This is a genomic window from Streptomyces sp. NPDC006602 (assembly GCF_042870385.1).
Taxonomy (GTDB): Bacteria; Actinomycetota; Actinomycetes; order Streptomycetales; family Streptomycetaceae; genus Streptomyces.
Genome location: NZ_JBIAHG010000006.1, coordinates 356,979 through 371,416, shown reverse-complemented (window position 1 = coordinate 371,416; position 14,438 = coordinate 356,979). Strand labels below are relative to the sequence as shown.

At 67.8% G+C, this 14,438-nt stretch carries 13 protein-coding genes and 1 pseudogene; 8 read left to right on the top strand and 6 right to left on the bottom strand.

Translation table 11 applies throughout. The annotated features are described in order from the left end of the window. Positions 1 to 140: 140 nt before the first annotated feature. Positions 141 to 521, bottom strand: a complete 381-nt coding sequence (locus ACFYO2_RS19565) for a pyridoxamine 5'-phosphate oxidase family protein (protein WP_388350411.1) — start codon at positions 519 to 521, stop codon at positions 141 to 143. Positions 522 to 625: 104 nt separating this feature from the next. Here ACFYO2_RS19565 and ACFYO2_RS19560 point away from each other — a divergent pair, with 104 nt between their 5' ends. The 4 genes from ACFYO2_RS19560 to ACFYO2_RS19545 all read left to right on the top strand — a co-directional run bounded on the left by ACFYO2_RS19560 (position 626) and on the right by ACFYO2_RS19545 (position 4,193). After that, complete coding sequence (locus ACFYO2_RS19560) at positions 626 to 1,927, top strand: S-4TM family putative pore-forming effector (RefSeq protein WP_388350220.1); 1,302 nt, start codon at positions 626 to 628, stop codon at positions 1,925 to 1,927. A gap of 266 nt (positions 1,928 to 2,193) precedes the next feature. Continuing rightward, complete coding sequence (locus tag ACFYO2_RS19555; RefSeq protein WP_388350218.1) at positions 2,194 to 2,715, top strand: bifunctional DNA primase/polymerase; 522 nt, start codon at positions 2,194 to 2,196, stop codon at positions 2,713 to 2,715. A 320-nt stretch (positions 2,716 to 3,035) separates the two neighbouring features. Further along, on the top strand, positions 3,036 to 3,392 hold the full coding sequence (locus ACFYO2_RS19550; RefSeq protein ID WP_388350215.1) for a hypothetical protein: 357 nt from the start codon (positions 3,036 to 3,038) through the stop codon (positions 3,390 to 3,392). Between the two features lie 189 nt (positions 3,393 to 3,581). Next, on the top strand, positions 3,582 to 4,193 hold the full coding sequence (locus ACFYO2_RS19545; RefSeq protein WP_388350409.1) for a low molecular weight phosphatase family protein: 612 nt from the start codon (positions 3,582 to 3,584) through the stop codon (positions 4,191 to 4,193). 56 nt (positions 4,194 to 4,249) lie between these two features. Here ACFYO2_RS19545 and ACFYO2_RS19540 read toward each other — a convergent pair whose 3' ends face one another. Continuing rightward, a complete protein-coding gene (locus ACFYO2_RS19540; protein WP_388350214.1) occupies positions 4,250 to 5,113 on the bottom strand; it encodes a DUF2637 domain-containing protein in 864 nt (287 codons plus the stop codon). Positions 5,114 to 5,123: 10 nt separating this feature from the next. Beyond that, on the bottom strand, positions 5,124 to 5,408 hold the full coding sequence (locus ACFYO2_RS19535; protein ID WP_388350211.1) for a hypothetical protein: 285 nt from the start codon (positions 5,406 to 5,408) through the stop codon (positions 5,124 to 5,126). A 1,435-nt stretch (positions 5,409 to 6,843) separates the two neighbouring features. Between ACFYO2_RS19535 and ACFYO2_RS19530 the strand changes: the two are divergent. Then, a pseudogene (locus tag ACFYO2_RS19530) lies at positions 6,844 to 6,949 on the top strand (MFS transporter); the annotation flags it as partial. Positions 6,950 to 7,446: 497 nt separating this feature from the next. Here the strand turns inward: ACFYO2_RS19530 and ACFYO2_RS19525 are convergent. Next, the gene (locus ACFYO2_RS19525; protein ID WP_388350208.1) at positions 7,447 to 8,229 is read right to left on the bottom strand and encodes a cadherin repeat domain-containing protein; all 783 of its coding nucleotides are present in this window, start codon (positions 8,227 to 8,229) and stop codon (positions 7,447 to 7,449) included. A 299-nt stretch (positions 8,230 to 8,528) separates the two neighbouring features. Beyond that, positions 8,529 to 9,098 (bottom strand): hypothetical protein, encoded by a 570-nt coding sequence (locus ACFYO2_RS19520; RefSeq protein ID WP_388350205.1) that lies wholly within the window; start codon positions 9,096 to 9,098, stop codon positions 8,529 to 8,531. 353 nt (positions 9,099 to 9,451) lie between these two features. On the opposite strand from ACFYO2_RS19520, the gene ACFYO2_RS19515 reads away from it, so the two are divergent. Next, positions 9,452 to 10,741 (top strand): S8 family peptidase, encoded by a 1,290-nt coding sequence (locus ACFYO2_RS19515; RefSeq protein WP_388350203.1) that lies wholly within the window; start codon positions 9,452 to 9,454, stop codon positions 10,739 to 10,741. 97 nt (positions 10,742 to 10,838) lie between these two features. Here the strand turns inward: ACFYO2_RS19515 and ACFYO2_RS19510 are convergent, their stop codons facing one another. After that, on the bottom strand, positions 10,839 to 12,290 hold the full coding sequence (locus ACFYO2_RS19510) for a polysaccharide biosynthesis tyrosine autokinase (RefSeq protein ID WP_388350200.1): 1,452 nt from the start codon (positions 12,288 to 12,290) through the stop codon (positions 10,839 to 10,841). Positions 12,291 to 13,157: 867 nt separating this feature from the next. Here ACFYO2_RS19510 and ACFYO2_RS19505 point away from each other — a divergent pair. Continuing rightward, a complete protein-coding gene (locus ACFYO2_RS19505; protein WP_388350198.1) occupies positions 13,158 to 13,409 on the top strand; it encodes a hypothetical protein in 252 nt (83 codons plus the stop codon). A 261-nt stretch (positions 13,410 to 13,670) separates the two neighbouring features. Next, positions 13,671 to 14,402, top strand: a complete 732-nt coding sequence (locus ACFYO2_RS19500) for a glutaminyl-peptide cyclotransferase (RefSeq protein ID WP_388350195.1) — start codon at positions 13,671 to 13,673, stop codon at positions 14,400 to 14,402. The last annotated feature ends 36 nt before the right edge of the window (positions 14,403 to 14,438 follow it).

The window sequence follows — 14,438 nt, the reverse complement described above, 5'->3', positions numbered from 1 at the left end:
GGTCACGACTCTTCACACCCACAGCACAATTTCGATGCGTAATCGCTACATGACTGTCGGGTGCCACAGCCATCGCACCAGCCGTATCCGCGTTAGCGAGGGAACGGTCCTGTGCCGCTGGGTGGCGACGTCGACCTCGGTCACGCGGTACTGGAATAACTCAGATCCTGTGCAGTGAGCGAGTCGGGTACCAGCCGCAACCACATCGTGCCCCTATGCCCGGGGTCGTCGTGCAGGTAGTGAACGAAGCGTGCGTCCCAGCGGGACTCGTCCGCGCCGAGGTAGCGGGTGAGCTTGCGTCGGCCTCGCGGTACGTCGAAGGGCACGAGTTCGGCATGGCCGCGAGCAATCACCTGTTGGACAAGGCCCGTTGCGATATCGCAGACGTCGACGACGAGGGCGACCTTGGGATTTGACCTGACGTGATCGAAAAGCCTGGCCCACGGTCCCGTCAGGACCCAAAAAGCTCCGTCCTCCCACAGAAACCACACGGGGCGCACCGTCGGGCCATGGGTCGCGATGCGCGCGGTGAGCGGCTGGAGGCGCTCCGACTCGAACGCGCGGGCCGTACCGGCGACGCGCTGGCGAACTGGCAGCTCCTCTTCGGCCCCCTCTTCACCAAGTCATGACCACCGGCCAGCAGCCTCCCGTACGCCCCGGCACCTCCAGCCGGATCAAGGAACGCCAGGACCAGCCGGAGCACCTCAACAGGCTGCTGGCCTACTCCCACCTGTACCGGGCGGCGATGTGGTGGCGCCGCATCAGAACCTGGGGCAACGTCCTCCTGGCCTTGACCGCGCCCCTCTTTGCGGTCTTCCTTCCGGCGGGCGCGGGCACCCGCGGAGCGATCGCCGCCCTTTGGCTGGTGCTGGGCCGAACCGTGCTCTCCGGCCTGGAGCACAGCGCCTCCCTGCGCGCCGTGACCATTCAGGAGTTGTACGACACGAAGCTCTTCCACCTTCCTTGGAACCAAGCCCTTGTCGGCCGGCAGCCCGTGCCGGACGACGTCTCCTCAGCCGCCCGCCGTATCTCCGACCACAGCCCCTTTCTCGACTGGTACAGCGTCAACCTGGGCGACACCCCATGGCCCGGCGACGTCTTGCTGTGCCAGCGCCAGAGCGCAGTCTGGAGCCGCCGGGACCACCACGCCTACGGCACATTCCTGGCAATCAGCGGCAGCATGTGGGCTCTCGCGATCATCGTGTTCGCCCTCGTACGCGACATGACACTGCTCACCTTCCTCGTGGCGCTCTTCCTGCCCAGCGCAGCAGCGCTCCTCGACACCATCGAACTCGCCCGTAGCCACTGGCATCAGTCCGCCAAACGCCAACAAGTCGAAGACGACATCCACGATGTATGGAACAAACACCAGGCCAACGCGGGGGACATCCCACCCGAGGAATGCCGACGCCTCCAGGACGCCACCTACCTCCTGCGGCGGGACGGCCCACCCGTGCCCGACTGGTTCTATAACCGACGCCGCACCGAAACCACTGCCGTCACGAATGACGGCACCACGACTTGTCTGCACGTCCGCGTATCCACAGGTGTCCCCGTCGGCCAGACCTGCACGAGGACGCCGTACACACCCTCACCACCTACGCCGTCGCCGGCGCCGACGGCATGTTCGTGCACCGGTCACCGGCGACGCCGTCGACCTGGTCGCCCCCTCCGAACTGCGCGCACGACTCGTCTGCGGCGCGGCAACCCGCATGCAGCCCGCAGACATGTTGGGCAGGCCCCAACACCCCACTGTCGCCAAGAGCAGCACCCCGTCGACCGACAGAGGCCGGAGCGCGGCACTCACCGCATCCGCACCAACCTGAAGGGCAGATGCCCGCTGGTGAACGTAGGACGGGTACGCAGCCAGACATTTGCAGACTGCCCCCGCACCCGCGAAGGCCACGGGTCCGCACCGCCGCCGTGACACCGCCGCCGCATCGCCACGGCCGTCCCCCCGGCTCTCGTGTCGCCAACACGGCAAGTGTGCACTTCGGCGGGACGGGGCACGGGGGCTGGTCCGGAGAACATCTGCTCCAGCAGCGAACATTACGGAATCATTCGCCACGGTTCGCCACCCCTTCCGCGCCGTAGAAATATCCACAAGTATGAACATGCCGGGTTCGACCACCCTGGCTGTAAAGGGGAGTTACGTCCAGCCCTGCGCGGGCAATCGGATCCCGGAAGGACACCATGAACTCAGTCACGCGTAAGGCCATGGAATGGCTGGCAGCCGCCGCGACCGACCCGCGCGCCTGCAAACGGCAGTGGCGTGGCGGGACTGGTATCGCGGTGCTGGCCTGCGGGCGGTTGTGGGACGTACTGAGCGTGCCGGAGGAACTGGGCATGCCGGTCCTCGACACTCTGCTGTGCATTCCGCAGCCGCCCGGTCCCGCGCTCGCGGACACCGCCGCCCGCCGGGTGGCCTTCTTCCTGCCGCCGGACCCCGACGGCCGCTGGATCGGCTCGGGTATCCGCTATGCGGGCAGAGGCTCGTGGATCGCGGTGCCGGCGCCGCATCGACCCGGAGAACGGCTGCGCTGGCTGGTCCCGCCCGACGGCACCGGTGCGCTGTTCGCGACCGCAGCAGTGGAACTGGCCCTTCAGGTGGCCATCGGAAGAATGGCCGCGCAGGCCGGAACGAGGCGACCATGCCCGACCTGCGCCACGCCCACCCGAGAATCCGCCCTCCACAACAATGGCCGCACCCACTGACAGTGCACACGCCACCGAGGACGCCTCGTCACACGCGCGAGCGCACCACCGTGCGGTCAGCGCGTGACGGCAGTGCCATGGGCCAGCTGTCCTCACCCGAGGTGACGCGTCGCAACTGGCCATCGGCCCAGTGGCAGTGCAGGCATGGGCCGTAGATCCGGACTGGGACGGAGACCTGCCGGAGTGGCCGTCAGAGCCGCACCCGTCCGCGGCACGACGCCTCGGACGCCTGACACGCGCCGGCCCCAAATGGACCGAACCCGCGACCTCTACCGACAGTTGAACCAGGGCGTACCCCTCACAGAGATCGGAGGAAGCCCATGAGCCTCCCCAGTCGCCTGCTCTGCGCCCTCTACAGCTTGACGTCACTCTGGCTCGCCTGGTACTCCGTACGCCAGTACCAGTACGGCGGATCCGCGTGGTCCGTACCGCTGTTCGCCGTCGCCTCAATCGTCCCGGTCATCGCTGTCGTCCGTGAGTCCGTCCTCGCCGACGAGCACCGCACCATCGCCGTCCTCCGGCGGCAGAAGGGCCGGTGCACCACGAACCGCGACGAGCTGTGTGAAGCCATCGCCTGCGCCGAGCTGAACGCCGCCTGCTGCGAACGATGGTGGACCAGCCGCGCCACCGACCACGACCCGACCTGTCCCCATCAGCGCCGAAGCAACGCGGCATGAGCGACGGCCCAACCCCCGGCACCGCTCGAAGGGAAACCTCATGTTGGGGCCCCAGCCTGAGGGGCACTCACCCAAGTGGCCCTACCGGCGTCGGCGACTCGACGGCGTTCGCACCCGAAACGGCGGTCCGATGCCCTGGCGCGCGTGCATCTCCCCGTCCGACGGAAGACACCGGTGAATACTGAGTTCATGCTCCATATTCCCGACCCCTCTACCGTCGCGTCACCCGGCATGCAGGTATCCGCGTTTCGCGTACTTGTCGTGTGCACCGGCAATCTCTATCGCTCTCCCCTCGCCGAGTGTCTGCTCAGGCAGCGGCTGCTCGAGACTCGGCAAGTGATCCGACTGAGCAGTGCGGGCACCAGGGCGGTCCCGGGTACGCCCATGCCGACCACAGCGGCGTCCTTCCTCCGCGAGCGCGGCGCGGCTCCCTCCGGGACGAACTCCCGCCGGCTGACGAAGGAGTTGGTCGATGACTCGGATCTGGTGTTGGGGGCCGCGACGGAGCATCGCGAGGCCGCTGTGCGGCTCTCTCCCGTACGGGCGTTGGCCCGCGCTTTCACCCTCTGCGAGTTCGCCCGGCTGGTGCGCGCGGAGGACGCAGCGGGCGTTGGGGATCCGGCTGCACGGTTCGTGTCTCTCGTCCGGGGCGCGGCCGCTCGACGCGGTGCCGCGTCGGCGCACCCCGGTGACGACGACATCGACGACCCTCTTGGCGCCCCTCCCCAAGAGATGCGGGAGTGCCTGGCCCTGATCGAGGATGTAGTGGATCGGATCGCCGCGGCTGTGCGGACCGGATGATGCCCTCCCGCGTGCCTCGGACTCTGAGCAGTACGGGTCGGAGCCCGCACCCGTTCTCAGAGACCCGGCCGGTGCATGCGCGACTCTGGAGAATCCCCGTCCGCCATCACACAGACCGATTCCGCGTCAGGAAGGCGAGAATTCATTGCTGAGAGCCGCAATCGGTGCCGGGGCCTGGTTCGTCGATACGGCCGCGTCAGGGCGATCTGGCGTACGAGTTGCTGAAAACATGCCAGAGACGCGCAACTCGGCAAAGCGGCCGCAGCGGCACCGGTGACGCTTCCACCTGCGTGGACGACACACAGGAGTACCGCCGCGGAGGAGAACACCACCACCACCAGCCAGGAGTGGACGGCACGACATCGGTGCAGCTCAGCACGTAGGATCGACAGAGCCGCCACAAGCCATGGGCCGTAAACCAGCAACGGCCACCAGGAAGCGGCACCGCTCTGCGTGTGGAGAACGGCGACTTGCCGCAGTGGCTCATAGGTGGCCATGCCGCCGAACACACTCACCATCGATGTGATGACCGCGGCCAACGCGGCGATCAGGTAGCTGAGGACGCGCAGACCGCTGAGACGCCTGCGTTCACGCAGCTTGCGATGCCTCCGGGGAACTGCCGTCAGTGGCGGCAGTTCAGCCGTGATGTCCTGCAGGTTACTCAGGGGACCGCCCGGTGGCGGGTTGATTGCCGACATCTCGTCGGGGACCGGTGGTGCGGTGGAGCAACGCTCGCCCGCCAAGGCATCCTGGAGCATGTAGGCGAGTTCCTCGGCCGGATCCCATGCCGGATCCGGCGGCACCAGAGGTGCTTGGAACCCTTCGGCCGCGCCCCGGTGCCGCCCGGTGGCCCCCACACCGAACTGGTCGCGGTGATCGGCGTAATACCCCGAGTGGTAGTCGATACGCTCGTCGTTCATGGCAGCCTGATCATTCGGCCAGAGGAGAGGTACCTTGAACTTCCAAGGTTCCCCACCGTTGGACGAGATCGGCCTCCAACCGCGCCACGGTATCCAGAAAACTCTGCAGCAGCGGTTCGGTGACCTGCAGTGCGACGGGCCGTCCCTCTTTACTGAGGGTGCCGTTGGCGCCGGGCGCGGAGAGTGCCGAGGACGGAGTGTAGACGTACGGCCCCATCGTCACCACGCGCCCCCCAGCCAGACCCCTCCGGTCCTCGCGACCCGTGAGCAGCCCGAAATTCATTACCCTGGTCATGCCCCGACTAACGCCGCCCTTTCCCCTTGGATGCGCGGCAAACGAGTGACGTAATGCGTGGATAAGTATCTTATCTGGAGGCCATTACGACATGTACCACTGCTACAGCGAAAGCCATATTATGGCCACTATCCTTCGGTCATTCCTGATGCGTTCGAACAGATGAAGGGAGGTCACCGGTACCAGCGACACCCGGCTCACAGTGCAGCGGACGTGTGTTCTTTTCCAGCACTTCGATCATGTGGCGACGCCGACGCAGTTCAAGGACGTCGACACGGCACGTCCCGCCAAGCGGATGCGACGCCATGAGGGATCCCATGACGCAGGCGGAAGCACAAACGAGCAATACCCAAAGAGCGGTGTTCCACACAGTCGTTTCTTTCGTCGTCCTGGCGGCTGAGCCTCGAACCTCCGCAAGCGGTGTCGCATACGAGGAATTCGCGGCATACGAATAACGGGGGCATGCATGCGAGGTGACGGAAGAGGTATGAAACGCCCCGCAGTGGACTACTGGGCTTGAATTCGGGTTTTCATCGGTGTGATGGACAGTCCTGCCGGCTGGGCATCCGTCGATGAGGCCGGGACGGTATTGAATCGTTCTCAGGCCGTGCCGGACGGTCTTGATGAGGTGCTCGAGGACGGTGCAGGCGGTGTCGGACAGCCGGCCGCGCCACATCAGGGACCAGATTCCCTCGGCCAGTCTGACGTCGGGTGAGCAGGCAGGTAGCCGCTGGACAGTCAGCAAGTCCCGGCTCGCGATGAACTGTCGTGACCCATAGGCCAGATGGACGTTGAGGTTGAGGTCCCGGACGAGCGCGGTCGGACCGCCGAACCGCTGGTGGGCGGTGATGAGCAGGTCGCGGTAGTCGCTCCAGGCGAAGCTCTTGTGTCCGTCGCGATGCGGCTGGAGGGCCGGCCTGGAGCGTTCACCGCTCTTGTAACAGGCCGGCGCGGCGACAGAGATGCGGTGGCGTCATCGACTGTCTCAGGCTGGGGTGACGGAGCGCACCTTGGTGGCATGGTCCGCAGGGTTTGACGACTTGCTCGACATTTGTCTCCGCACCTGGAGAAGGAGCGGGTGCCGGGGGTGAGGGGGCGCCCGCCCGAGCGGGTGCCTGTCCCGCTGCGGATGCGAGCGCTCTCCTCGGGTTCGGCGGCCAGGATGTCGAGGAGTGGTGGCGGTAGCGGGCGGCGGCGGTGTGGCTGACCTGGAAGCCCGTTCCGCGGCCCGTCACACAGGCCAGCCGTCGTCGACGACGCACCGGGCCGGACGCAGCCTGCCGGTCGGCGTCAGCGGGGCATTACGGTGGGACAACGAGGGCCTCCTAGGTGCCGGTGGTAGATGTCGCAATCCACACCGAACCCGGAGGCCCTCACCCCTTTCAAGGACCGCTCAAGGCGTGTCGCCTGTCACCAACGTGCCGAAACAGCGCACCTGGTGCTCTTCGGTGTCGGTACCTTCGCCGGGGTCACCGTCGCCGACCGAATGCCCGACCGGCACCCCAGGCCGAGTTGTCGCAGTCGGAGGTCCGCTGCTGCTGCCGCAACCACCCTCAGCACCGCGGTCGGGGATCTCGGGCCGCTGTCGGGCAAGCGGACTGCTCGTCCTGTCCGCCCTGCTCGTCGCGTCCCCCTTGCGACAGTGTGATCCCGAGGCGGCGACGTCACCGTCAACGACGCCTTCCGCGCCGTGTCGAAGTACTTCGACCGCATCTCGCGCCCCGAGCAGCTGATCCCGGCCGGGATCGGGCAGGCCCTCCTGCAGGCCGCCACCACCGGCCGGGCGCGGCGATGGACGGTCCGTGCCAGCCATGACGCACGCGAACGCCCCATTGAGCATCGCGGGACGGATCCCACCTGTGTGTCTGCGGTCTGGTCATCGCGTTTCAGCACGGAGCCGGCCGCAAAACAGACGGCGACGGCCGCCAACCGGTGCCTGACACTGCGCCGTGGAGCGGGGCAGTGTCAGGTTCGTTGCTGTCGGCCGTCACACAGATACTGCCGCGGCTGTCGCAGCCCCAAGACGGGCTTGCGTCGGTCAGCCGCGCTTCACCCGCCGGGTGAGGAAGAGCACCCCACCACCGAGCAGGAGCAGTCCGGCAGCCCCACCCATCAGGAGGGCCGAGCGTTCCCCACCAGTGTTGGCGAGGTGCGGCTTGCCGTGGTGGTCGTGGCCCCACTTGCCGCCGTTGTCATTGCCCTGCTCACCGCCCGGCTCACCGGTGGGGTCACTTCCGTGGTCACCACCCGGCTCACCGCCCGGCTCACCGGTGGGGTCACTTCCGTGGTCACCACCCGGCTCGCCGGTGGGGTCACTTCCGTGGTCACCACCCGGCCTACCGCCGTGGTCACCGCCGTGGTCACCACCCGGCCTGCCGCCGTGGTCACCGCCGTGGTCACCGCCAGGCCGGCCGCCACCCGGGTAGTGGTCGGGATCGCCGTCGGTCACGGTGATCTCCGCCGTGAGAGTGAGGTCCGGGTCCTCAGCCCTGAGCAGGAAGAGGTGCTCGCCCGGCTTGGTCCTCTCAGGAATAGTGACAGTTCCCTCCACCGCGCCGGTTGCGTCGGCCGTGAAGTGCCCCAGAACGACGATCCTGGACGCGAGGTCTGCTTCCACGTCCTGGTTCGCCTCGAAGCCCGTCCCCGTGAAGTCGACGTCGTCTCCTGCACCGACAACGGTGGAGCTCAGGGTCAGGCTCGGGGGAAGGGGCGGATACGGCTGGGCAAAGGCGGACTGCGCCCCCAGCACTGGTGCAGCGGTCAGTACAGCAGAGGCTGCTGTTGCCGCCAGGGCGGCACGCCATTTCGATGACGTCGTCATCGCATTTCACGCTCCTCTGGTGGGATCAGGCCGACGCCATGGTGCGACCCGCGAGTACGGTATAGGCATATATGGCGCCTAAAAGCAGCCGATAACGTCTACCGACGGATAAGAGGCCATATGGGGCACGAAGATCACCGGATTGACGCCAGGACAGCCGGAAAGCGCCCAGGCCCGTAAGGCACCTGCTGCCGCGTCGAGTTGCCTGCTTCGCACTCCCGGAAGGGCCGCCGGATGCCCTGCCCGTGCCCCAATGACTCGGCGGCCAGGCCGAATCCGAGCTGTTCGGCAGGACGCTCCTACCTGCAGGAGCAGAAGGTCCCGTGATGGCGGGGGACGGCATCCCAGGGCGGCCGCCGGGCCAGTGCGATGTGGCGTACCAATTGCTGAAAACCGGTCATCGCCCCGATGACGGGGAGTGCCGCGGCAGAGATACCGGGGAGGGTCCGCGGTGCCCGGACGATGCACAGCGCCACGGCCACGGCGGAGATGAACAACACGACGCACCACGAGGGCGCGGCGCGATGCCGGTGCAGAGCGGACTGCAGGATCGACAGCGAGGCGACCATCCAGGGCCCGTACACCAGCAGCGGCCACCAGCTGTTCGCACCGAGGCAGGCGGATCTCGCGGTCACCACCACCTCGCGCAACGGGTCGTAGGCGACGATGCCGCTGAACACACTGGCCATGGCGGCGATGACGGTCGCTACCGCGGCGATCAGGAAGCCGACGATCCGCAACAGCGGCAGCAGCTCTCCGCCACCGCGGATTTGACGGTGCCCCGAAGGGCATGTGCGCAAGGACGCCTGCTGCATCTCCTCGCGGACGTGACCGCCGGGAGGGTCACCGGGAAACCGTCCGTCACACATGGCAGCTCCGCCGGATCCACGTCCCGTGCACGGCGGAGGGCTCGGCGGCGTCCGAGCCGGGCTGCGTGGTCGTCATACACCCCACAACGAACTCGGCTGTGACCCAGATGCGCAGCATCCGAGTGACAGGAGCGTCGCTCACCCCCGCGGAACGCTGACGCTCTCGCACCGTCGCAGGAAACAGCCATAGGGCCACACGGCTGACAGATGGTCGGAAAATCCCGTACCGCCGAAAGTCGGGACGTCGCCACCCCTCGCACACCTGCAAGCTCTAGGAACCAGAACGAGCTGGATATTCAGGCCATAACAGTCAATCTGGCTCGTCACTCCGACGCATTCGAGAAAGGTCCGGGATGCCCAAAACCATTGGGGTGACCCTCCTCGCGCTGGCCCTCGCGGCTGGTACGCCGAGCGCAGTCGCCACATCGGCCGCAGCAGAGTCCCCGCCCGCAGCCACTGCGTCCGACAGGGCCGGCGCAATCGCCGGCCGGTACATCGTGACGCTCAAGGAAACCGGCACCGACAGACAGGAGGACATGAACGACGCCGTGACGGCGGCGACCGAGCACGCCTCCGACATGGGCGCCTTCGTGCACCATGTCTATCGCCATGCCCTCTACGGCTATGCGGCGTCGATGACTGCGCGCACCGCGGCCTCGCTCGCCGGCGACCCGCAGGTGAAGTCGGTGCAGCGGGACCGAGTGGTCCGTGTCACGGATCAGTCGGTCCCGACCGGCGTGAACCGGGTCGACGCCGACCTCAGCCCGACCGCGGCCATCAACAGTGTGGACAAGCGGGTCAATGCGGATGTCGCAGTCATCGACACCGGAATCAGCATGAACCACCCGGATCTCAATGTGAACCGGTCCGGGGGTGTGAACTGCTGGATGCCCTACCTGCCGCCCACCGACCAGCACGGCCACGGCACGCATGTAGCGGGCACCATCGGCGCCCTGGACAACGGAACCGGGGTCGTCGGGGTGGCACCCGGTGCGCGGCTGTGGCCGGTGCAGGTGCTCAGCCCCCTCGGCATGGGATCCACCTCGACCGTCCTGTGCGGCATCGACTACGTCACCCAGCACGCCGACCAGATCGACGTGGCCAACATGAGCCTGGGCGGTGCCGGCACCGACGACGGCAACTGCGGCAAGACCAACGGCGACCTCATGCACCAGGCCATCTGCAACTCGGTCGCCAAGGGCGTCACCTACGCCGTGGCAGCCGGCAACGACCACGCCGACGCGAAGGACATGGTGCCGGCGGCATACAACGAAGTGATCACCGTCAGCGCACTGGCGGACTTCGACGGGAAACCCGGCGGCCTGGCCGGGCCGACCTGTCGCACCGACCAGGACGACACCTTCGCCGACTTCTCCAACTACGGCCCTGACGTCGACCTGATCGCACCGGGCGTGTGCATCCGGTCGACCTACTTCAACGGCGGCTACGCCACCATGTCCGGCACCTCCATGGCCGCGCCGCACGTGGCGGGCGGCGCGGCGCTGTACCGGGCCACTCACCCGACCGCATCGCCGCAGACCGTGAAGGCGGCTCTGCAGTCCGCGGGCAGCCTCAACTGGTCCTGGCCGTCACAGGACGGGGATGCCGTCAAGGAGCGTCTCCTCAGAGTCACCCCGTTCTGACCCGTTCCGACAAGCCGTCAGCTCAGCGACACACCTCGGCAGCGCACCTCGGATCAACCGAGGTGCGCTGCCGCATGTCAGACCCGCACCGCTCGGCTCATTTCTCACCCGCGAGGTCGGTCACGGCGGCCTCCTTCTGATGGGCCGACAAACGGGGCGCGGGCAGTTCGCCGTACGACCCGTAGGCGCCGTAGCTGTCGCCCTTCGGGGGCACGGCCATGTTGAAGACAGTGCCGAGGACGCGGCTGCCCACCCGTTCCAGCGCCTGGGCGGCGGTGCGGACCTGCTCACGGCTGGTCTTCGAGGCCCGGACGACGAGCAGCGTGCCCTGGGCCAGCGGGGCGAGGCCGATGGTGTCGGCGACCGGCAGCAGCGGAGCGGTGTCGACGATGACCACCTCGTAGGTACTCGCGAGCTCACTCAGGACCTCGCTCATGCGCGCCGAGGCGAGCAGCTCCGTGGGATTCGGCGGTACGGCGCCACTGGCGAGCACCGAGAGCTGGTTGCCGGCCTGCTGCATCACCTCCTCGACGCGGGCCTGTCCGATCAGCACGGTGGTCAGTCCGGCGTCCTGGACGAGGCCGAAGGTCTTGGCCACACACGGGCGGCGCAGGTCGGCGTCCACCAGACAGGTGGAGACGCCCGCCTCAACGAGGGACAGGGCCAGGTTCACCGAGGTGTTGGTCTTGCCCTCGCCGGGCAACGAACTGGTCACCATGATGATCCGCGGTCGGTCGTCGACCTGGGCGAACTGCAGATTGGTGCGCAACTTGCGGAAGGCCTCGGTGCGCTGGGAGTGACCGGCGGCGGTGATGAGTGGTTGTGCGGGGGCGCTCTTGTCGTACGGAATGGCTCCGAGGCTCGACAGACCGGTGATCTCGCCGAGCGCCTCGACGGTCTTGAGGGTGGTGTCGAGGGTCTCGCGCAGGACGACGAGTCCGGCACCGAGCAGCAGTCCGGCGAAGACTCCCACGGCCAGGTTGAGCAGGGGGCGCGGTGAGACGGGATCGGAGGGTGCGACCGCCTGCTGGGTGACGCCCATGGAGACGGGCGAGACGGGGCCGGGGGCACCCCGTTCGATCGCCGCCAGCTGTTTCGGGTCCGTCGGCCTGGGCGTCTCCAGCCGCTCCACGACGGCGCTGAAACACGCCGCGACGGCGTTGGCTACGCTCGCGGCACGCTTGGGGTCGGTGTCCCGGACGGTGATATTGATGAGCACTGTGTTGAGCGGGGCCTCGGCGGTGATCCGGGATGCCAGCTCCTCCGGTGTGGTGCGCAGCTTCAGCTCTCGCACCACGGGCCCGGTCACCTGTCGGGTCGGCACGATGGCGGCGTAGGACTGCACGCGTGCCTGCGAGAAGGTCTGCCCCTGGTTCAGCTGGGTGGTGTCCTCACTGGTGCGGGTCGCGACGAAGAGCTGCGTCCCGGCCTCGTATTCGGGGGTGCTCCATGTTGTGACGGCAACCGCCGCCCCGACCGAGAGAACCAGGCAGACCACGACGGTCAGCCAGCGTCTGGCAAGAGCCTTCAGGAATCCGTGGAGATCCAAGCTGCACCCCTCATAGAACCGAGCAAATCGTCCGAAGCGGACGTTTTCCTCCCAATATTCCCCGCTGAAGATAGGGGGCCCGACCACCTCAAGCGAGGAAGCACCCCTATGTCGGCTCAACAATCAGCCCGGAGGCAGACACTCACCTCACACCTGGTCCGCCGCCAGGGTGCACGGACACCTTGAAAGAGCGAGCACTACGCCATCCGGTGATCTCCAGGTAATGTCACGCCAATCTGCAGCCATACATCCCTTTTGTGGGTGTATTCAAATCTTGTTCAAAGGCCGCCATCACGTCGCCCGGCCTGAACTCGACCGAGGGAGTGAAGGACACGACGACTTCGCCGACACGGCGGGGTGCTCCGGCACCGGCAGCATCGGCTGCCGTTCCCGTCGCCGAACCGCTGATGGGCCGCGCCGACAAGGCGCTGATCCTGGCCGTGCGCCGTAGTCAGTTCATGACGGAGCGTCAGGAGCGCAGCGCCATCCCACCACGCCCTGCCCCCGCCCGCCGTCGTACTCTCAGGAACGCGTTACCGGCGGCCGCCGCGCTCGCCCTGGCCGGCACCGCCTGGATCGGGGGCACCGGACGACTCGCCCGCTCCGAACTGCTCGCCGCCCAGAAACACCGGGCCCCGCTACGGCAGTCGGTGACACCAACGCCGGCACGCGGCGCGGCCTCCGGTGCGCCGCGTGAGAGCGCTGTGGAGCGGGCTTTGCGCGCCGCAGCCGCACACGCCGCCCGAGCGCATGCACCCATCGCGGCAGAGGTGCGGGACGACACCCGCCGGTTGCCGCGTTCCACCTGGCCCCTGGCGGCCGACCGGGCCCACGAGCAGTTCTCGTCTCGGCCGCGTCGCCCCGGCCATGGACGACGCCGAGCGCAAGGCTTGCTTCGTGGAGGCGGCACGAGCCCTTGCCGGATTCCTGACGGACGCCTCCGACACCCTGCACCTGCTGCCTGGCCTGCTCGCCGCCGTGTACGACGCCCAGTGGGACCTCAAGGTGTGGAGCGCCCGGCGGCCGAGCAGCGGCTCCTCGACTGTCTTCCGCATCGCACGCGTCCGGGCGATCACCGCCTGCTGGTGCCCTCCTACGCCGGCGCCGGCGCCGACCTGACCGGGGCCACCCCGGGCGGCCGCGCGCTGGTACCGCACCTGCGGCAGCCGCACGCGGTCGGCACACCCACCATTCGGGGGCAGGCCTCGTTGACGCCGCTCAGGGCCACCGTGAAGCCGGGCAAGGCCTGCCGTGGCTGAGCGCGTACGCCTCGCGGTGGCAGCGGTTGCAGCGGTTCTCGCAGGGGCGCTGCTCACCTCGTCCTCGACGGAAAGCGCGTCGGACCACCGCACTTCCGCTGTGCCGACGGCCGTAGGGCGTGTGTCGACCTCCGCCGACGGTGTCGAGCGGCTACGGGTCAAAGTGCTGGAGATCCTTACACACGACCCTCAGGCGTTCACCCAGGGGCTGGAGATGGCCGACGGCACCCTGTACGAGGGCACCGGTCTGTCCGGGCGGTCGTCGGTCCGGGCAGGTCCGCCCGGCAGTCGCCCCACGGTCAGCGTGGCGATGCCCTCGCCGTTGTTCGGCGAGGGGCTCACCGTGCTCGGCCGTACGCTCTGGCAGCTGACCTGGCGGAACGGGATCGCCATCGAACGCGACACGAGGACCCTGTCGGAGGTCCGCCGAGTCCCGTACCCCGACGAGGGCTGGGGCGCGTGCCTCCAGAGGTCCAGGAACCGGCTGGTGACGAGCGACGGATCGTCCCGGCTGACGTTCCGGAACCCGAGGACACTTGCTGAGACGGGCGGGATCACCGTCCGCCAGGGCGCCCGGCCGGTACCGCAGTTGAACGAACTCGAGTGCGTCGACGACGCCGTGTACGCCAACGTCCTACCCACCGATCGGATCATGCGCATCGACTCCGCGACCGGTGCGGTGACGGCGAGCATCGACGCCACGGGCCTGCTGCGCGAGGACGAAAAGGTGCGTGGATCCGTCCTGAACGGCATCGCGGCCGTCCCCGGCACCCAGCAGTTCCTGATCACCGGCAAGTTCTGGCCCAAGATGTTCCGGGTCCTGTTCGTCCCGGCGAAGCCGGGGGCGCACTGATTCGCTGACGGGCCAGCGGCTCAAACACATGACGAC